14 protein-coding genes are annotated in these 19,677 nt (G+C 61.0%); 8 read left to right on the plus strand and 6 right to left on the minus strand.

Annotation, left to right across the window (positions count from 1 at the left end):
• Positions 1 to 108: 108 nt before the first annotated feature.
• The 4 genes from JAO85_RS02895 to JAO85_RS02910 all read right to left on the minus strand — a co-directional run bounded on the left by JAO85_RS02895 (position 109) and on the right by JAO85_RS02910 (position 6,580).
• The gene (locus JAO85_RS02895) at positions 109 to 2,160 is read right to left on the minus strand and encodes a M3 family metallopeptidase (protein ID WP_202787412.1); all 2,052 of its coding nucleotides are present in this window, start codon (positions 2,158 to 2,160) and stop codon (positions 109 to 111) included.
• Positions 2,161 to 2,359: 199 nt separating this feature from the next.
• Entirely contained in the window at positions 2,360 to 3,214 is an 855-nt protein-coding gene (gene folD, locus JAO85_RS02900) for a bifunctional methylenetetrahydrofolate dehydrogenase/methenyltetrahydrofolate cyclohydrolase FolD (RefSeq protein WP_039051043.1), read from the minus strand.
• A 148-nt stretch (positions 3,215 to 3,362) separates the two neighbouring features.
• Positions 3,363 to 4,016 carry a response regulator transcription factor gene (locus JAO85_RS02905; protein ID WP_003055354.1) on the minus strand — a complete coding sequence of 218 codons (654 nt, stop codon included), beginning with the start codon at positions 4,014 to 4,016 and terminating at the stop codon, positions 3,363 to 3,365.
• Complete coding sequence (locus JAO85_RS02910; RefSeq protein ID WP_012838307.1) at positions 4,013 to 6,580, minus strand: PAS domain-containing sensor histidine kinase; 2,568 nt, start codon at positions 6,578 to 6,580, stop codon at positions 4,013 to 4,015. The genes JAO85_RS02905 and JAO85_RS02910 overlap by 4 nt, the downstream gene beginning before the upstream one ends.
• A 308-nt stretch (positions 6,581 to 6,888) precedes the next feature.
• On the opposite strand from JAO85_RS02910, the gene aceE reads away from it, so the two are divergent.
• The 8 genes from aceE (at position 6,889) to JAO85_RS02950 (ending at position 16,976) form a co-directional block, all read left to right on the plus strand.
• Positions 6,889 to 9,603, plus strand: coding sequence for a pyruvate dehydrogenase (acetyl-transferring), homodimeric type (aceE, locus tag JAO85_RS02915; protein WP_012838308.1), 2,715 nt, complete (start codon positions 6,889 to 6,891; stop codon positions 9,601 to 9,603).
• Positions 9,604 to 9,621: 18 nt separating this feature from the next.
• Positions 9,622 to 11,313 carry a dihydrolipoyllysine-residue acetyltransferase gene (aceF, locus tag JAO85_RS02920; RefSeq protein ID WP_039051042.1) on the plus strand — a complete coding sequence of 564 codons (1,692 nt, stop codon included), beginning with the start codon at positions 9,622 to 9,624 and terminating at the stop codon, positions 11,311 to 11,313.
• 115 nt (positions 11,314 to 11,428) lie between these two features.
• Positions 11,429 to 12,304 carry a hypothetical protein gene (locus tag JAO85_RS02925; RefSeq protein ID WP_202787413.1) on the plus strand — a complete coding sequence of 292 codons (876 nt, stop codon included), beginning with the start codon at positions 11,429 to 11,431 and terminating at the stop codon, positions 12,302 to 12,304.
• A 91-nt stretch (positions 12,305 to 12,395) separates the two neighbouring features.
• Positions 12,396 to 14,234: a dihydrolipoyl dehydrogenase gene (gene lpdA / locus JAO85_RS02930; RefSeq protein ID WP_202787414.1), complete on the plus strand. Its 1,839-nt coding sequence runs from the start codon at positions 12,396 to 12,398 to the stop codon at positions 14,232 to 14,234.
• Positions 14,235 to 14,398: 164 nt separating this feature from the next.
• Positions 14,399 to 14,557: a hypothetical protein gene (locus tag JAO85_RS02935; protein ID WP_041744108.1), complete on the plus strand. Its 159-nt coding sequence runs from the start codon at positions 14,399 to 14,401 to the stop codon at positions 14,555 to 14,557.
• A 171-nt stretch (positions 14,558 to 14,728) separates the two neighbouring features.
• Entirely contained in the window at positions 14,729 to 14,977 is a 249-nt protein-coding gene (locus JAO85_RS02940) for a helix-turn-helix transcriptional regulator (RefSeq protein WP_087864253.1), read from the plus strand.
• The gene (locus tag JAO85_RS02945) at positions 14,967 to 16,265 is read left to right on the plus strand and encodes a type II toxin-antitoxin system HipA family toxin (protein WP_202787415.1); all 1,299 of its coding nucleotides are present in this window, start codon (positions 14,967 to 14,969) and stop codon (positions 16,263 to 16,265) included. Before JAO85_RS02940 ends, JAO85_RS02945 begins: the two co-directional genes overlap by 11 nt.
• A 234-nt stretch (positions 16,266 to 16,499) precedes the next feature.
• Complete coding sequence (locus tag JAO85_RS02950) at positions 16,500 to 16,976, plus strand: GFA family protein (protein WP_080746107.1); 477 nt, start codon at positions 16,500 to 16,502, stop codon at positions 16,974 to 16,976.
• 133 nt (positions 16,977 to 17,109) lie between these two features.
• Here JAO85_RS02950 and JAO85_RS02955 read toward each other — a convergent pair whose 3' ends face one another.
• Together JAO85_RS02955 and JAO85_RS02960 are read right to left on the minus strand one after the other, a co-directional pair.
• On the minus strand, positions 17,110 to 18,480 hold the full coding sequence (locus JAO85_RS02955) for an MFS transporter (RefSeq protein WP_012838316.1): 1,371 nt from the start codon (positions 18,478 to 18,480) through the stop codon (positions 17,110 to 17,112).
• Positions 18,481 to 19,240: 760 nt separating this feature from the next.
• Positions 19,241 to 19,597 carry a zinc ribbon domain-containing protein YjdM gene (locus JAO85_RS02960; RefSeq protein WP_034362530.1) on the minus strand — a complete coding sequence of 119 codons (357 nt, stop codon included), beginning with the start codon at positions 19,595 to 19,597 and terminating at the stop codon, positions 19,241 to 19,243.
• Positions 19,598 to 19,677: the final 80 nt, after the last annotated feature.

Below are 19,677 nucleotides of genomic sequence, written 5' to 3' on the forward strand. Positions count from 1 at the left end.
CGTTGCGTGAGTCAGCTTGCGTCAGTCTTGGGTCTCTCTTATCGGGGCAATGGCAGGCATGAAAAAGCGCCCGGGCAGGGCGCTTTTGGGCAGGTGGCAGCAGAAGGCTCAGGCGGCCTGGCTCATGCCTTGGTGGCGAAGCAGGGCGTCAATCTGCGGCTCGCGGCCACGGAAGGCCTTGAAGGACTCCATGGCAGGGCGGCTGCCGCCGGCTTCCAGAATCGACTCGCGGTACTTGCGGCCGGTCTCGGGGTTGGGCGAGCCATCGGCCAACATGGTTTCTTCAAAAGCCGCATAAGCGTCCGCGCTCAGCACCTCGGCCCATTTGTAGCTGTAGTAACCGGCGGCATAGCCACCAGCAAAGATATGGCTGAAAGTGTGTGCCATGCGGTTGTAGGCTGGCGATTGCAGCACGGACACCTCGGCGCGCACCTGGTTCAGCAGCGCCATGAAGTCGTCTGCCGGATTGTGCTCGGTGTGCAGGAGCATGTCGAACAGCGCGAACTCGATCTGGCGCAGGGTCTGCATGCCGGACTGGAAGTTCTTGGCCGCAATCATCTTGTCGTACAGCGCGCGGGGCAAGGCCTCGCCCGTGTCCACATGGGCAGTCATGTGCTTGAGCACATCCCACTCCCAGCAGAAATTTTCCATGAACTGGCTGGGCAGCTCGACTGCATCCCATTCCACGCCGGCAATGCCCGAGACATCGCGTTCGTTGACCTGCGTGAGCATGTGGTGCAAACCGTGGCCGGTTTCGTGGAACAGGGTGATCACGTCATCGTGCGTGAGCAGCGCGGGCTTGCCGTCCACGCCGGATGCGAAATTGCAGACCAGATGGGCCACGGGCGTTTGCAGCTGATGGGTGTCGGGGCGCAGCCAACGCGTGCGCACATCGTCCATCCAGGCGCCGCCGCGCTTGCCCTTGCGCGCCTGCGGGTCCAGATAGAACTGGCCGACCAACTGTGGGCCTTGTGCGCTGGAGCGCTCGATGCGGTAGAACTCCACGCAGGGGTTCCAGACCGGAGCTTCATCGCGGCGGATGGATACTTCGAACAGGGTCTCGACAATCTTGAACAGGCCGGCCAGCACCTTGGGGGCTGGAAAATATTGCTTGAGCTCCTGCTCGCTGAAGGAATAGCGAGCTTCCTTGAGTTTTTCGCCGATGAAGGCCCAGTCCCAGGGTTGGGGGTCGGCAATGCCGAGCTCAGTCCTGGCAAAGGTGCGCAGATCGGCCACGTCCTTTTCGGCATAGGGGCGGGCACGTTGTGCCAGATCGCGCAGAAAGTCAATGACCTGCTTGGGCGAGTCGGCCATCTTGGGCACGATCGAGACTTCGCCGAAGTTGCTGTAGCCCAGCAACTGGGATTCTTCCAGGCGCAGCGCGAGGATTTCCTTCATCACGGCGGTGTTGTCAAAGCGCTTGCCGTCGCCCTCGGCCTGGTCGGAGGCCCGGGTCACATAAGCCTGATAGATCTTTTCGCGCAGTGCGCTGCTCTTGGCAAACTGCATCACCGGCAGATAGCTGGGCATCTTAAGCGTCAGCTTGTAGCCTTCCTTGCCATCGGCTTCGGCGCCGGCCTTGGCCGCAGCGATCACATCGGCCGGAACGCCGTCCAGCTCGTCAATCCTGGCGTAGTAGGCAAAGGCATCGGTGGCGTCCAGCGCGTTCTCGCTGAATTTCTGGGCCAGCTCGGCCGAGCGGGCCTGAATCTGCGCAAAGCGTTCCTTGGCAGCGCCCTGCAGTTCGGCGCCCGAGAGCACAAAGCCGCGCATGGCATGGTCCCATGCGGCGCGCTGCTCCTTGTTGAGGCTGGCCGGGTCAATGGCCTTGTACTTGGCGTACAGGCGTTCATCGGCGCCCAGATTGGTCCAGAACTCGGTGACCTTGGGCAGGGCTTCGTTATAGGCCGCGCGCAACTCCGGGGTGTCGGCAACGCTGTTTAGGTGATTGATGGCCGACCAGGCAGTGCCCAGCTTTTCAGTCGCCACGTCCAGCACGGCAGAGATGGCCTCCCACTGTGCGGGGGAGTCCGGTGCAACCACGGTCTCCAGCGCCTCGCTGGCACGGGCCAGCAAAGTGTCGATGGCGGGTGCCACATCCGCGGGCTGAATGCGGTCAAACAAGGGCAGGGAGGAGGATTCGAGAAGTGGATTGCTCATGCTGTATTAAGTGCCGGCAAGGTCGGGAAAATCAAGCGCTCTCAGGGTATTTATTGCTATCGCCTTCATAGCGTCAGCCTGTGGTCAGAAGCCTGCTCACGCCAGGACTGCGTGCAAGCGCCACCGCGCAGCCAAGCTGTCGTCCCCCTCATGCGATCAGAGCCAGAGAGGGAGAAGCCGCGGGGCGGCTCGGAGGGCGTCAGCCTGCGGCGCGCTCTGCCGATTCCATGGTGTTGACCAGCAGCATGGTAATCGTCATGGGGCCGACACCACCGGGCACAGGGGTGATGTAGCCAGCAACTTCCTTGACGCCGTTGAAGTCGACGTCGCCGCAGAGCTTGCCTTCGGCATTGCGGTTCATGCCTACGTCGATGACCACGGCACCGGGCTTGACCATGTCGGCGGTCAGCACATCCACCTTGCCCACGGCCGCGACGATGATGTCGGCCTGGCGAGTCATGGCAGCCAGATCGGCGGTGCCGCTATGGGTGACGGTGACCGTGGCATTGGCGGCCAGCAGCATCATGGCCATGGGTTTGCCCACGATGTTGGAGCGGCCGATGACCACGGCGTGCTTGCCGCGCAGATCCTTCATGCCGATGGATTCCAGCATCTTCATGCAGCCATAGGGCGTGCAGGCCTTGAAGCCGACTTCGCCGACCATCAGTGCGCCGGCGCTGGCCACGTGGAAGCCATCCACGTCCTTGGCGGGGGAGATGGTTTCGATGACCTTGTGGTCGTCGATGTGCTTGGGTAGGGGCAGCTGCACCAGGATGCCGTGAATGCTGGGGTCGTTGTTCAGCGCTTCGACACGTGCCAGCAGTTCGGCTTCGGTCATGGAGGCATCGTACTTTTCCAGCACCGAGTGGAAGCCCACGTCTTCGCAGGCCTTGACCTTGTTGCGCACGTAGACCTGGGAAGCCTGGTTGTCGCCCACCAGAACTACGGCCAGCCCGGGCGTGACGCCCTTGGCCTTGAGCGCTGCCGCGCGGGTGGCGACTTCCTTGCGCAGTTGTTCGGAGAGGGCTTTGCCGTCGATGAGTTGGGCTGTCATTGCTGGAGTACCAATAAAAAATGCTGCTAGCCCTTGATGAACAAGCACTAGCAGCTATCAGAATAGGAGTTGGCTAAAGCGCGAGGCCTGGCCAGTGCTCCTTGGATTATCTCGCGATTGGAGTGGCTTCCGATTTCGCGGGGAGCACTTAATTGACGGCAGCCGCCGCTTTGGCCGCAGCGCTGGTCTGGCCCTGGCCCAGTGCGATCTTGAGCAGATCGGCCACAGTGTTGGCGTTGAGCTTTTCCATGATGTTGGCGCGGTGGGCTTCCACGGTCTTGATGGAGATGCCCAGATCGTCGGCGATCTGCTTGTTCAGGCGGCCGGCGACGATGCGCTCGAGCACCTGGGCTTCGCGGCCCGTGAGCTTGGCCAGCAGCGCATCGCGGCTGGCGGCCTGCTGGTGGCCGGTAAAGGCTTCGCGGGCGTGATCCAGCATGCGCTCGACCAGACCCAGCAGTTCTTCTTCGTTGAAAGGCTTCTGGATGAAGTCTAGCGCGCCTTTCTTCATGGTGTTCACCGCCATGGGCACATCGCCGTGGCCGGTGATGAAGACGATGGGCAGAGGAGACTTGCGCTCGATCAGTCGGTCCTGCAGCTCCAGGCCGGTCATGCCGCCCATGCGGATGTCGACGATCAGGCAGGCCACTTCACGCGGGTCGTAGCGCGACAAAAAGGTCTCGGCGGAGTCAAAGCAACGCACGCGGTAGTCCTTGCCTTCCAGCAGCCATTGCAGCGAATCACGGACTGCTTCGTCGTCGTCAACTACGTAAACAGTGCCTTTTTTGGGAATCAAACTCATGCAATCGTCCTCTTTATGGGTTCGCTTGTCGTGGTGAGTGTTGTCGTCTCCACACCCGTTGCCAACGGCAGCCAGAATGAGAACCGGCAACCAGTGACTTCGCTTCCATTGTAGAGGTTCTCGGCATGCATTCGACCCTGATGTGATTCGACAATCGAGCGGCAAAGGTTCAGGCCTATGCCCATGCCTTCGCTCTTGGTGGAGAAGAAGGCTTCGAACAAGTGTTCCAACACTTCCGGCGGCAGGCCCTTGCCCGTGTCTTCCACGGTGAACTCCACACCCGGCAGGCTTTCAAAGACCTGAGGGCGCACGCGCAGTTCCACATTGCGTTGGCCCAGCGGGCGGTCGGACATATCAATGGACTCAGCACTGTTTTTCATCAAATTGATGAGAACCTGCTCGATGAGGATGGCATCGGCCATTACTGGCGGCATGCGTTCGGCAATATGCGAGGTCAGCTGCACATTGCGGCGGCGCAGCTCGATACCGGCCAGCTCCAGCGCCTCGTTTACCATCTCGCCTACCTGGGCCAGCATGCGATTGGGCTCGCTCTTTTTCACGAAGGAGCGGATGCGCTGAATGATCTGCCCGGCACGCTGTGCCTGATGTGCCGTCTTTTCCAGTGCGAACTTCATCTGTTCGGGTGTGAGCGTGCCGTTTTCCAGGCGCGTCAGCATGCCGGAGCTGTAATTGCTGATGGCGGTCAGGGGCTGGTTGAGCTCGTGCGCCACGCTGGATGCCATCTCTCCCATGGTGATGAGGCGGCTGGCGGTCTGGGCCTTTTCAGCCTGGGCCGCAGCCTGTTCCTCGGCCAGGCGGCGCTGGGTGATGTCGGTGGCAATCACCATCTGGGCCAGGCGGCCGTCCACCCAACTCAGATAGCGCGAGCGGACTTCCAGCCATTTGCCCAGGCTGGGCACGAAGATCTCGGCGTTCTCGCTGCGTGCGGCAGTCAGCGTGTCCGTGGGCAAGCCCATGAGGCCGTCTTCGTTTTCGGCTTCGGGCTGGTGGCGAACCGGCAGCTTGCCAGCCTGGGCGACCAGTTGCAGATGTCCTTCGGTGTGCGAGCCAAACCACTGGCGGTACAGCTTGTTGGCAAACAGCAGTTCGGCACTTCCAAGAGGGGCCACGGAAACAGAGGCATCCAGTGCTTCCAGCACAATGGTGAAACGCTCGTACGAGGCGGAAAGCTGTTCGCGAATCCGGTTGGGCTCGGTAATGTCCGTCATGGACGACATCCACCCCGTATGCTGGCCGTGGGCATCAATCAGCGGCGATACATACAGGCGCGCGTCGAACAGGCTGCCGTTCTTGCGCTTCACACGTACCTGAAAGCCGCCAACGATGGTCTTGCCCGACAGCTCTTCGCGCAGCTGTGAATGCAGATTGTCGTAGTCGTTATCGGGCCAGTAGGAATAAGGTGGAACCTGGCCGACCAGATCCTTCTCGCTCCAGCCCGTCATCTGGCAGAAGGCCGCGTTCACATAGGTGATGCGACCGTGCAGATCCAGTGCTCGCATGCCCGTCAGCACGGAATTTTCCATGGCACGGCGGAAGTTGGTCTCGGCCACCAGGGCCTCCTGGGCACGCTGGCGGCGGCGTGTGTGGCGCCAGGTGGCCAGCAGCAGCCAGGCCGTCATGGCCGACAAGGTGCCCACCAGCCAGAACAGGCCGCTACCGACTACGCCCAGCGAAGTCTGGTAGGCCTGGGCGCGCATCATCAGCGCCGTGCCCACCGGGGAGACGGGCACTTCGTATTCATTCGCAATGGCACGCCAGTGCAGCAGCTCGGTAGGCGTCTTGCGCGGTGCCAGCGGAGTGCCGGCCAGCACATGGTTGTCGGCATCGCGCATGGTGATGGCGTAACGGGCCATCACTTCCGTGGGCGTGCCATAGCGCAGAAGACTGTCCACCGAAAACTCGGCCAGCAGCTCGCCCTGGTAGCGGCTGTTGGCGCTGATTGGCACATGCAGTTGCAGCAGTGGCGGCAACTCATTGGGCTGGGCTTTTTCCTGCACATAGATGGGCTGCAGCATCTCGCGGGCCTGCTCATAGGCTTGCAGGGTCTCGCCCTGATGCAGGCTTTCGCCCACGGCACGCAACTGATCCGTGGCCACCGTCGGAGCTGACTGGCTGTACACAACCTGACGCTTGTCATTGATCCAGGTAATCGATTGCAGCTCGGGGTATTGGCTGATCAACGCTTCGGTGCGGCCGTCGAAGTCGGCTTTGCGCATCTCGCGGTTGCCGATGTCACGAGCCATGCGCATCAGTTGCTCCTGGCGCTCCAACAGGCGCAGGCGCACGCGTTGTTGGGCGTATTCCACGTCGCGGCGCAGTGCCTCCTGCTCGCGATCCACTTCTTCCGTGCGTAAATACCAGAACGACGCAATGATTGCAGCCATGAACATCAGCACCGACGCCAGCGGCGCGAGCGCGGCATAGCGATCCTGCCGGGTCGGCGACAGGCTGCGCCACCAGCTACGCCACCAGCGCACAGGGGATGCAACGGATTGCGCGCTTTTTGCGTCCTCTTTTTCTCGTTCGTGATTGCTTGTTTGCATGCCTCCAGTGTAGGGGAGAGACCTAGTGGAATCTGCGACTATTTCTGTCGCGTAAAAGACAATCTATGGAGGCTTCACTGTATGTGCATTTGCAGCATTTTTTTATATAGTGAAATCGCAAAGCACAATTTGAAATTTGAAAAAAATGTGCGAAACTCGCCAGCGATCGACACAGTGAATCGGTTTAATCCGGGGAGCACCCGAAGGTGCTGTGCCACGCGTTATGCGGTGTGGCGCTTGCCGCACCGTGTGATGCCGCACTCACTGCTTCGTGATAAAGCTACCCCCTCTCGAAGGAGACACTCACAATGACAGCTCAGACTGATCCCAAAGGCGCTGGCTTTCCTGCCGGCCTGGACCAACAAGAATCGCGCGAGTGGATGGATGCCCTCTCTGCGGTGATCGACCGCGAAGGTGCGGACTATGCCCACAAGCTGATCGAGGATCTGCTTGAACACGCTCGCCAGAACAGCGTGGACATGCCTTTCTCGGCCAATACCGGCTACGTGAACACCATCGAAGTCGACCAGGAAGAAAAGTGCCCCGGCAACCTCGAGATCGAAGGTCGTCTGCGTGCCTACATGCGCTGGAACGCCATGGCCATGGTGGTCAAGGCCAACCGCATTCACCCCCCTGAAGGCGGTGATCTGGGCGGCCACATCGGCTCCTTCGCTTCGCTGGCCAATATGTTTGCGGCCGGCTTCAACCATTTCTGGCACGCCGAGAACGAAAACCACGGCGGCGACTGCCTGTACATCCAGGGTCACGTTTCGCCCGGCATCTATGCCCGCGCCTACCTGGAAGGCCGTATCTCCGAAGAGCAACTGCTGAACTTCCGCCAGGAAGTGGACGGCAAGGGGTTGTCGAGCTACCCCCACCCCAAGCTGATGCCCGACTTCTGGCAGTTCCCCACGGTGTCCATGGGCCTGGGCCCGCTGATGGCCATCTACCAGGCGCGTTTCCTGAAGTATCTGCACGCACGCGGCATTGCCAATACCGAAAACCGCAAGGTCTGGGTGTTCTGTGGCGACGGTGAAATGGACGAGGTGGAATCCCTGGGCGCTATCGGTCTGGCATCGCGCGAGAACCTGGATAACCTGGTTTTCGTGATCAACTGCAATCTGCAGCGCCTGGACGGTCCCGTGCGCGGCAACGGCAAGATCATCCAGGAGCTGGAAGGCGAATTCCGCGGTGCCGGCTGGAACGTGATCAAGCTGCTTTGGGGCAAGGGCTGGGACGAGCTGCTGGCCAAGGACAAGGACGGCGTGCTCAAGAAGATCATGATGGAGTGCAACGACGGCGACTATCAGGCTTTCAAGGCCAACGACGGTGCCTACGTTCGCCAGCATTTCTTCGGCCGCGATCCTCGCGCCCTGAAGATGGTCGAGCACATGTCCGACGACGAGATCTGGAACCTGCGCCGCGGCGGCCACGATTCGCAGAAGGTCTACGCAGCGTTTGCCGCTGCCAACGGCCACAAGGGTCAGCCCACGGTGCTGCTGGTCAAGACCGTCAAGGGCTTCGGCATGGGCAAGGTCGGTGAAGGCAAGAACAACGTTCACCAGACCAAGAAGCTGAGCGACGAGGACATCAAGGCCTTCCGCGACCGCTTCAACATTCCGATCCCCGACAGCCAGATCGCGGACATTCCCTTCTACAAGCCGGCCGACGATACGCCGGAAATGAAGTATCTGCACGAGCGCCGCAAGGCCCTGGGCGGCTACCTGCCACACCGTCGCCAGCAAGCTGACGAGCAGTTCACCGCTCCTGCGCTGGACACCTTCAAGGCCATCCTGGAGCCCACACCCGAAGGCCGTGAAATCTCCACGACCCAGGCTTATGTGCGTTTCCTGACGCAGCTGCTGCGCGACAAGAACATCGGCCCCCGCGTGGTGCCCATCCTGGTGGACGAAGCCCGTACCTTCGGTATGGAAGGCCTGTTCCGTCAGGTCGGCATCTACAACCCCCACGGTCAGCAATACACCCCGGTCGACAAGGACCAGGTGATGTACTACCGCGAGGACAAGGCCGGCCAGATCCTGCAGGAAGGCATCAACGAAGCCGGCGGCATGTCCAGCTGGATTGCTGCAGCCACCAGCTACAGCCATAGCAACCGGGTCATGATCCCGTTCTATGTGTACTACTCGATGTTCGGCTTCCAGCGCATCGGCGACCTGGCCTGGGCGGCTGGCGACCTGCAAGCGCGTGGCTTCCTGCTGGGCGGCACCTCGGGCCGTACCACGCTGAACGGCGAAGGCCTGCAGCACGAAGACGGTCATAGCCACATCCTGGCAAACACCATCCCCAACTGCGTGACTTACGACCCCACCTTCGCTCACGAAGTGGCCGTGATCATGCAAGACGGTCTGCGTCGCATGGTGCAGAACCAGGAAAACATCTTCTACTACATCACGCTGCTGAACGAAAACTACCCCATGCCTGGCCTGGAAGCCGGCACGGAAGAGCAGATCCTCAAGGGCATGTACATGGTCAAGCCTGGCCAGAAGGTGCCAGAGAGCGGCCTGCGCGTTCAACTGCTGGGCTCCGGCACCATCCTGCGCGAGTCCTTCTTCGCCCAGGAACTGCTGGAAAAGGACTGGGGCATTGCCGCCGATGTCTGGAGCTGCCCGTCGTTCAATGAACTGACCCGCGAAGGTCAGGAAGTGGACCGCTTCAACATGCTGCACCCCCTGGAAGCAGCCAAGGTTCCGTTCGTGTCCCAGCAGCTGGCTGCCCACCCCGGCCCCGTGATCGCTTCGACCGATTACATGAAGGCCTACGCCGAGCAGATCCGTCCCTACATGCCCAAGGGCCGTACCTACAAGGTGCTGGGTACCGACGGTTTCGGCCGTTCGGACTTCCGCGCCAAGCTGCGTGAACACTTCGAAGTCAACCGTCACTACATCGTGGTGGCTGCACTGCGCGGTCTGGCCGATGAAGGCAAGATCAACGCCACGACCGTGGCCGAAGCGATCAAGAAGTACGGCATCAACGTCGACAAGATCAACCCGCTGCACGCCTAAGAAGGGGAGACAGACAACATGGCATTGACAGAAATCAAGGTCCCCGATATTGGCGACTTCTCCGAAGTCGGCGTGATCGAAGTGCTGGTCAAGGTGGGTGACACCATCAAGGTCGAGCAATCCCTGATTACCGTGGAGTCCGACAAGGCTTCCATGGAAATCCCCTCCAGCCAGGCTGGCGTGGTCAAGGAAATCAAGGTTGCCCTGGGCGACAAGGTCAAGGAAGGCTCCGTGGTCGTGATGCTGGAGACTGCCGATGCAGCTCCCGCACCTGCCGCCGCAGCGCCTGTCCCTGTTGCAGCACCCGTGGCCGCAGCTCCTGCCCCCGTGGCTGCAGCCCCTGTGGCCGCCGCTCCTGTAGCATCCTCCACCGTGGACCTGAAGATCCCTGATATCGGCGACTTCAAGGACGTGGCCGTGATCGAGATGCTGGTCAAGGTGGGTGATACCGTGACCGCCGAGCAATCGCTGTTCACCGTGGAGTCCGACAAGGCCTCGATGGAAATCCCTTCGCCCTCGGCCGGCACCATCACGGCGCTGACCATCAAGCTGGGTGACACCGTCAACGTGGGCGACGTCGTCGGCCAGATGACAGTGCAGGGCGCAGTTGCCGCCCCCGTGCAGGCCGCCGCTCCCGTGGCTGCACCGGTTGCCGCTCCTGTGGCTGCAGCACCTGCACCCGTGGTTACAGCCCCTGTGGCCGCCACTCCTGCTGCCGCACCTGTGGCAGCGCCTGCAGCCCACAACCCCACCGTGGCGCCTTCGGGTCAGCTGCCCCATGCCTCGCCTTCGGTGCGCAAGTTCGCTCGCGAACTGGGCGTGCCTCTGGCAGAAGTCAAGGGCTCGGGCAACAAGGGCCGCATCACGGCGGAAGACATCCAGTCCTTCACCAAGTCGGTGATGGCCGGCGCCGTGCAGACCCTGGCTCAGCAGGCCGTGGCTCCCAAGTCTTCCGGCGGCAACGTCGGCGGTCTGGAAGTGCTGGCCTGGCCCAAGGTCGACTTCGCCAAGTTCGGCGCTGTCGAGCGCAAGGAGCTGTCGCGCATCAAGAAGATCTCGGGCGCCAACCTGCATCGCAACTGGGTGGTTATCCCCCACGTCACCAACAATGACGAGGCCGACATCACCGAGCTGGAAGCCTTCCGTGTGCAGACCAATGCCGAAAGCGCCAAGGCCAAGAGCGACGTCAAGGTGACGATGCTGGCTTTCGTGATCAAGGCCGTGGTGGCTGCGCTCAAGAAGTTCCCCGAGTTCAACGCCTCTCTGGATGGCGACACTCTGGTCTACAAGCAGTACTTCAACATCGGCTTTGCCGCTGACACGCCGAACGGCCTGGTCGTTCCTGTGCTCAAGGACGCTGACAAGAAGGGCATCCTGCAGATCAGCCAGGAAATGGGCGAGCTGGCCAAGAAGGCCCGCGACGGCAAGCTGGGCGCTGCGGACATGCAAGGCGGCTGCTTCTCGATCTCGTCTCTGGGCGGCATCGGCGGCACCAACTTCACGCCCATCATCAATGCGCCTGAAGTCGCCATCCTGGGTCTGTCCAAGGGCGCCATGAAGCCCGTGTGGGACGGCAAGCAGTTCGTGCCTCGTCTGATGCTGCCTCTGTCGCTGTCGTACGACCACCGCGTCATCGACGGTGCAGCCGCTGCACGCTTCAACGCCTACCTGGGCGCTGTGCTGGCCGACTACCGCCGCATCCTGCTCTAAGCAGCTGACGGGCAGGCCGATTTTTAGCGAAATCGGCCTGCAGCGCTTATCTGAACTGCGCAAGTAGCTATCTTTTTAGATGCCTTGCGCTTCACCTTGCCAGCCCATGAGTGAGATGAAGAACCTGAGACAGCATCCCATCGAGCATCTGCGTGGCGTCATTCCCGGTATCCGGCCTTTTCCGGATGCGGCTGACGTCTTCGCCGAGCCGGTCGAGAAGTACGCGCGGCATTTTCTGCCGCTGGTCACCATCGATCTGGCCTTGCTCGACGATGCCTGGAGCGGGCCGATTCATCTCGTCGCCCCTTGCGAGCCCTACGAAGGGCAAGTCGGGGAGTGGGGGGGCGAGGAGTTTGGCAACGCGCTGCTCAAGCCTGACTGGCTGGCTTTCAAACTCGACGAACAAGGCAAGTACGAGCTGCTGGGCGACTGGCGCTACTTCATGCTGGAGCAGGATCGGGCCGACTGGGTGGAAAAATCGCTCGACTGGCGCGAGGTGCGCACCCAGCATCGTGAACTGGTCAAACTGGGCGTGGAGCCGCCGTTTGAACTGCACCGCGAGGCCAAGTACTCATGGCGCGATGTGATGGAGCTGCATTACGCAACCCAGCACGCGGCATATGAGGAGGCCAGGCGAGACTTTCTGGCCCATGGCTGGAATGCCGCCAAGCCCTGGAATGACGCTGCTGAAGTTGCCAAGCTGCCTTTGTATGAGCCAGGCACGGACTGTTATGACTCCACTTCAGGGCGCTATCTGCTCGGCGTGCTGGGCGGGCCTGCGTGGGGTGGTAACTGGAGCAATCTGACCAACCCGCTGCTCAGCGGCATTGGTACGGATGACGGTATTCACCCCATTCACCCGGAAACGGGCGCTGCGTTCGAGTTCATCACCAGCACCTATGCCAACGAGTTCACGGGGCATGACTGCGAAATCCTGCTGTTCTACGAGCCCCAAAGCCGTATCGTGCTGCAGACCTTTGATTGGAGCTAAGGCGTCAGCGTCCGGCTTCAAACCGAGAAAAATCGTTTTTGCTGCCTGATCCTTCAGGCGGCGCAGAGACAAAACCAAGATAGGAGCGCATATGAGCCTCATCGATATCAAGGTACCCAATATCGGCGACTTCGCCGAAGTGGGCGTGATCGAACTGCTGGTCAACGCCGGCGACACCGTGTCCGTGGACCAGTCCCTCATCACCGTGGAGAGCGACAAGGCCTCCATGGAAATTCCTAGCAGCCACGCTGGCGTCGTGAAGGAAATCAAGGTCAAGGTCGGTGACAAGGTTGCCGAAGGCTCCGTCGTGCTGTCGCTGGAAGTGGCGGCCGGTGCTGCCGCACCGGCACAAGCCGCAGCGCCTGCGCCTGCCGCAGCCGCTCCCGCACCTGTGGCCGCCCCTGTGGCTGCTGCTCCCGCTCCCGTGGCCAGCAACTTTGCCGGCACCGTGGACATGGACTGCGACGTCGTGGTTCTGGGCGGTGGCCCTGGCGGTTACTCGGCAGCCTTCCGCGCTGCCGACCTGGGCCTCAAGGTCGTGCTGGTCGAGCGCTACGCCACCCTGGGCGGCGTTTGCCTGAACGTGGGCTGCATCCCCTCCAAGGCGCTGCTGCACGTCGCAGCCGTGATGGACGAAGTCAAGCACCTGGAAGTGGCCGGCGTGAAGTTTGCCGCTCCCGAAGTGAACATCGACCAGTTGCGCGGCCACAAGGAAAAAGTCATCGGCAAGCTGACCGGCGGTCTGGGCCAGATGGCCAAGATGCGCAAGGTCACCGTCGTGCGCGGCTACGGCAACTTCGTGTCTGCCAACCACATCGAAGTCGAAGAAACCACCGGTTCCGGCCAGGAAAAGACCGGCAGCAAGAAGATCGTTCAGTTCAAGAACGCCATCATCGCTGCGGGCTCGCAAGCCGTGCACCTGCCTTTCATGCCCAAGGACCCCCGCGTGGTCGATTCCACCGGCGCCCTGGACTTGAAGGAAGTGCCCAAGCGCATGCTGATTCTGGGCGGCGGCATCATCGGCCTGGAAATGGGCACCGTTTACAGCACACTGGGCGCACGCCTGGACGTGGTGGAGATGATGGACGGCCTGATGCAAGGCGCTGACCGCGACCTGGTCAAGGTCTGGCAGAAGATGAACGCACCACGTTTCGACAACATCATGGTCAACACCAAGACCGTCGGTGCCGAAGCCACGCCCGAAGGCATCAAGGTCTCGTTCGCTCCTGCCAAGGACGGCGTCACCGTGCCCGAACCCCAGACCTACGACCTGGTTTTGCAAGCCGTGGGCCGCACGCCCAATGGCAAGAAGATCAGCGCCGACAAGGCTGGCGTGGCAGTGACCGACCGCGGCTTCATCGACGTCGACATCCAGATGCGCACCAACGTGCCCAACATCTTCGCGATTGGCGACATCGTGGGTCAGCCCATGCTGGCGCACAAGGCCGTGCACGAAGCGCATGTGGCCGCCGAAGTCATCGCCGGCGAGCTGCAAGGCAACAAGGAACTGGCTTCCGCTGCCTTCAACGCCCGCGTGATTCCTTCGGTGGCTTACACCGACCCCGAAGTGGCATGGGTGGGTCTGACCGAAGACCAGGCCAAGGCACAAGGCATCAAGGTCAAGAAGGGTCTGTTCCCCTGGGCTGCCTCGGGCCGCGCCATCGCCAACGGCCGCGACGAAGGCTTCACCAAGCTGCTGTTTGACGATTCCCCCGAAGCTCACGGCCACGGCCGTATCCTGGGCGGCGGCATGGTAGGCACCCACGCTGGCGACATGATCGGCGAAATCGCCCTGGCCATCGAAATGGGCGCGGACACCGTGGACATCGGCAAGACCATTCACCCCCACCCAACCCTTGGCGAGTCCATCGGCATGGCGGCGGAAGTGGCACATGGGTCTTGCACGGACGTGCCACCCGCACGTAAGTGAGCGTTTCGCTTGCTTAAAACAAAGGCAGCCTTCGGGCTGCCTTTTTTATATTTCATAGCTGCTTGTGCTTGCTGCATAAGCGCTTGAGACCGACTGATTCTCAGTTTTCTATCTGTGATTGTGCTGCTTTGAGTGCTTGAGTAAATGTGGTTTGCATTGAAGGCATGAGCCCGCTTGACTTTGCCGAGGTCGCGGTGAGCGCGGAGGGCTTGCACCCCAGCAACCATAAGCTGGGCGCTGCTGCCGGCAAGCCCGTGGCGGCGGGTTGGGGGTCTTATGAAGCCAACGCGCAGGCCGAAGCACAGCTTAAAGACTATTTTTGATAGCTGCCAATGCATGATGCATAAGCGCTGGAGCCTGTTTTATCTTGAATTTTTGGCGTTGGTGCTTGAGCTTGTCTGCCAATGAGTTTCCCGATCAGGAAATATCGATTCCTTTTCCGCGTGCTCTGCTTCATAATTTCCCGAACGGGAATTTCCAGGCTAGATCATCTTATGTCCACCATCCAAACAACCGAGCAACTGGGCGCGGCCTTGCGCACCGCCCGTAAACAACTGGGGCTGACCCAGCCCCAGCTTGCCTTGGCCGCAGGCGTGGGCACGCGTTTTATTGTGGATCTCGAGGCTGGCAAGCCCACGGTGCGACTGGAGCATGTGCTGCGGGTGATCGATGCGCTGGGCGGGGAGTTGCAGTTGGACGGCTTGCCGAATACAGCTTCTGAGGGCACACGCCATGGAGCATGAACTCGAAGTCTGGCTGTTTGATGGGCGCGTCGGCAGTCTGTCGCTGGTGCATGGGCGGCTGAGCTTTGCCTATGCGACCGACTGGTTGGCGCTGCCGCAGGCCACGGCTTTATCGCAGTCGCTGCCGCTGCAGGCTAAACCTTTTGACGATCATCAGACCCGGCCGTTCTTCGCCGGTCTGCTGCCCGAGGGGCAGATGCGGCGCCTGATTGCCCAGCAGTTTCAGGTGTCGGGCCAAAACGATTTTGCGCTGCTGGACCATATTGGCGGCGAATGCGCGGGGGCCGTGACCTTTCTGGAGCCGGGGCAGGCCTTGCCGCAGACTAACAGGGCTGGGGCGACCGGGGCACCGGGTGATGTGGAGTGGCTCAGCGATCAAAAGCTGCTCGCCTTGCTGGACGAGCTGCCGCGTCGCCCCATGCTGGCGGGAGATGACGGGCTGCGGCTATCGCTGGCAGGGGCGCAGGACAAGTTGCCCGTGGTGGTGGACGAGAGCATTCCGGGCGCAGTGCGTATCGGTCTGCCGCGCAACGGCGCTCCCAGCTCGCATATCTTGAAGCCCGCCATCCATGCGGTGGAGGACAGTGTGGCCAATGAAGGCTTTTGCATGCTGCTGGCCCAGGTCATGGGGCTGCGGCCTGCCAATGCCCGAATCCAGAGCGTGCTGGGCCGCTCGTTTTTGCTGGTGAAGCGCTATGACCGGGAGCTGAATGCTCAAGATCTGCACCAGCCGCAGTTGCAACGTCTGCATCAGGAAGACTTTTGCCAGGCGCTGGGCGTGGTGCCCGAGCTGAAGTACCAGAACGAGGGAGGGCCGGGCCTGGCGCAATGCTTTGCCCTGCTGCGCAGCGTGACCCGGCCCAGCGCGCCTCAGGTGCTGCGGCTGCTGGATGGGGCGATCTTCAATGCCTTGATTGGCAACCATGATGCCCATGGCAAGAATTTCTCGCTGCTTTATGGGGGAAGGGCGCCCGTGCTGGCACCGTTCTACGACCTGCTGGCTACAGCGATTTACCCCCAGCTGACGCCCAAGATGGCAATGAAGATTGGCAGCAAATACAAGTTCAGCGAGCTGGAGGCCAGGCACTGGGAGCAGTTTGCGGAAGAAGCAGGCCTTGCCAAGGCGGCGACTCGCAAGCGTTTGCAACAGCTGGCGAACGAACTACCCGCTGCCGCGCGCAAGCTGCAGGCCACGCCACCGCACGGTTTTGCGGGCAACGCCGTGGTGACGCAGATCGTGCAGCTGATAGAGCAGCGCTGCGCCTTGACGCTGAGGCGCTTGGCCTGAGCACACGCGTGATTTCACACCTAGAGCGGAGCGCAGCGATGCCAGTTAAATTTCCCGAACGGGAAATATGTATTTAAATCAGTTGCGGCAAGTTAAAAATTTCCCGATCGGGAAGTTTTTAAGATTCATAGCTTCTTGCGCTTGTTGCATGAGCGCTTGAGCTTGATTTGACCGATATTGGATGCCGTTGATTCAGCGCCAGCATATAAGAACCGTATTGATGGAGACAAACCCATGCTTAGCCCCAGCCGCGATTTTTCCCGACCGCTCCAGGCCGCCTGCCACTGCGGCGCAGTGCGCTTTACCGTTCTGTTAAGCGATGGCCTGAACACCGCGCGGCGCTGCAATTGTTCGTTTTGCCGCATGCGCGGGGCCGTGGCGGTGTCGGCTGATTTGAGCGGAATCGAGGTGCTGCAGGGACAGGATGCGCTGACGCTCTACCAGTTCAACACCGGGCAGGCCAAGCATTTCTTTTGCAAGCATTGCGGCATCTATACCTTCCATCAGCGACGCTCGTCGCCGCATCAGTACGGTGTGAATGTGGCTTGCATAGCGGGCATGAGCCCGTTTGACTTTGCCGAAGTGGTGGTGAGCGAGGGGCGCTCGCACCCCAACGACCGCCGCGCAGGCGCTGCTGCGGGCAAATCTGTGGCGGCAGGCTGGCTGAGTTACAAGGCGAATCCCTTGGCCGAAGCGCAGCTTGAGGAATGATTTTAATAGCTGCTAACGCTTTACAGGTAAGTGTTAGCGATCGTTTTTAATGAATTTTCTGCGTTCGGCATCGAATCAGCCAGCCAGATAGATCCAGGTCGGGCGCTGCCTGGCAAGCGCGTCCGGGGATGGCTTAGCTGCGCCTGGCCTTGGAGTCGCGCACTGTCACCATCAGCACCAGTGCCGAGAGGATCAGCATGACCAGCACAAGATAGATGCTGTAGTGCCGGTTGCCTGTGTGCTGGGTCAGCAGGCCGGCCAGCGTGGGGCTGGCGGCCGAGCCCAGATTGCCCAGGCTGCTGATGAGCGCTATGCCGCCGGCGGCCACGGCCGGTGACAGATAGTCGCTGACCAGGGCAAAGAACAGAGGGGGCAGGGCCGCAAGTCCGATCAGCGTGAAGGCCAGGGCAATCAGCGAGCCCTCAAGATGGCCGTGCATCTGCAGGGTGACGATCAGGCCGGCAATGGCCAGGCCGGTGGCGATGAACAAATGCCAGCGGCGGTCGCGGAACCGGTCGGAGCTGGCACCGAAGGCAATCATGCCGAAGAAGCCTGCGACAAAGGGAATGGCCGAGTAGATGCCGACATGCAGCACGTCCTGCACCCCCAGGCCCTGAATCACGGTCGGCATCCAGAAGACAAACAGATAGGTTGCACCGTGCATCATGAAATACACGAGTGACAGGGCATAGACCTTGGGGTCGCGCAGCAACTGGCCCAGAGAGGCGCTGCTGTGGGCCGCCTTGTGCCCGTGGCCGCCATGATGAGCAACTTGGCCGCCGTCGTTGGCGATGTTGTGTTGCAGGCGCGCTTTTTCGGCGTCTGTCAGCCAGCCGGCGTCGCTCGGCTTGTCCTGGAGATAGAAGTAGAGGATCAGACCCAGAATGCAGGCGGGAGGGCCCTGGATGAGAAACAGCCACTGCCAGCCATGCAGACCGTCGATGCCATCCATATATTTGAGAATGGCGCCGCACAAGGGGCCGGCCGCAATCGCCATGGCCATGACGGCTGAGAGAAAGATGGAGATCACGCGGCCACGGCGTGCCGAGGGGTACCAGTAGGTGAAGTAGAGAATGACGCCGGGAAAGAAGCCGGCTTCGAAGGCGCCCAGCAGAAAGCGCGCCACATAGAACTGCATGGGAGTGGAGACCCAGGCCATGGCGGTGGCGATGACGCCCCAGACCAGCATGATGCGCATCAGCGTCTTGCGCGTGCCAATCTTCTCCAGCAGCAGATTGCTGGGCACTTCAAACAGAAAGTAGCCTATGAAGAACAGGCCTGCGCCAAAGCCGTAGGCGGCGTCGCCGAAATCCAGCGTCTGCTTCATCTGGATCTGGGCGTAGCCGATGTTGATGCGGTCCAGGTAGGCGACCATGTAGCAGATCAGCAGCAGGGGCAGCAGCCGCCAACTGACCTTGGCATACAGCGCGTTGTCTGCATCGATGTCGTGGCTGGTGTCCTGCCTGGGCGTTGCGCCCGAAATGGTCGTCGCGCTTGGGGTCATGCTTGTCTCTTGGAAGTTGGTATGGGGCGCTGGGCGGTTCCTTGCGGCACGTCTTGCAGCATCACGACGTAGACGCTGCAAGCCGCTGTGCTAGGGCTATGCCGGGCTTTTGTTGTTGTCTTGAATACAGGGAACTGCGCAGAGGCCCACAGCATCAAGCCGTGGGGCACAGGCTGCCAAGTCTTGCTGCCTGAAACTCACGAGGTCACGGCGGAGACTGTGGTTGTGACCAGTGATTGGATTGCTTGCCTTCGAGTTCCCGGTTCATTTCCTGCTATTGCCCTTCATGGCCTGGACCTGGCTGCGCACAGGTATGCATCAGCCTGTCTTGACCTCTGCGGGGGCAGAAATCAAGGTGTTCGAAGGGGCAATGTAGGGCTGGTGCCCTGAATGGACTTAACGCATGCCGCAATTCAGTTGCCAGATCATGACATCCGAGGGTAAGCCTTAGGGTCGGCCTTGCTGCGGCAAGGCAGCGGAAGATGCTGCAGGCTTGCGCGGCGATGGCGTGCGCCATCGAGAGCCATGCTGCGCCTGAACTCGCACTAGCACGGGGGCAGACAGCCGTTTCATCTGCGGATAGCTGATGTGGCCGAGTATGTATTTTGATAACGGCCAGCGCGGAAAGTAGCCAGTTGGGCTTCTATTTGCACAAGCGGGTTGCCAGAGCTTTTGAGCCGCCACATTGTGCCAGCGGATACGCCCGGCATGGCTCCGGGCGTTGGGTGGATCGCTGGGTTCAGCGATGGGGAGTGCTGCCTCAGGCTTTTTTCAGAAACTCGGATTTGAGAATGAATGGACCCTGATCCGTCTTGCAGTCCACGTCATGGTCGCCGTTGTCATAGACCAGGCGAATGCCTTTGATCTTGGTGCCTTTTTTGATGACGGTAGAGGAACCTTTAACCTTCAGGTCCTTGACCAGCAGCACGCTGTCACCGTCGGCCAGCGGCGTGCCGTTGGCGTCCTTGATGATGCGGGGGCCGTTGTCTTCATCGGCAATGGCTTCTGCATGGGCCGACCACTCATAGGCGCAGTCGGGGCAGATCAGCAGATCGCCATCGGGGTAGGTGTTGTTCAGGCCGCATTGGGGGCAAGAGGGCAATGTCGTCGTGCTCAAGGATTGGCTTTCTTTCAAAATAGCAAGCACCAAGCCTAGCCGCAAAGCAGTAGTGGGTCGCCCAGGTGCGGATTGAGAGG

Source organism: Comamonas sp. NyZ500, assembly GCF_016772095.1.
Taxonomy (GTDB): Bacteria; Pseudomonadota; Gammaproteobacteria; order Burkholderiales; family Burkholderiaceae_C; genus Comamonas; species Comamonas thiooxydans.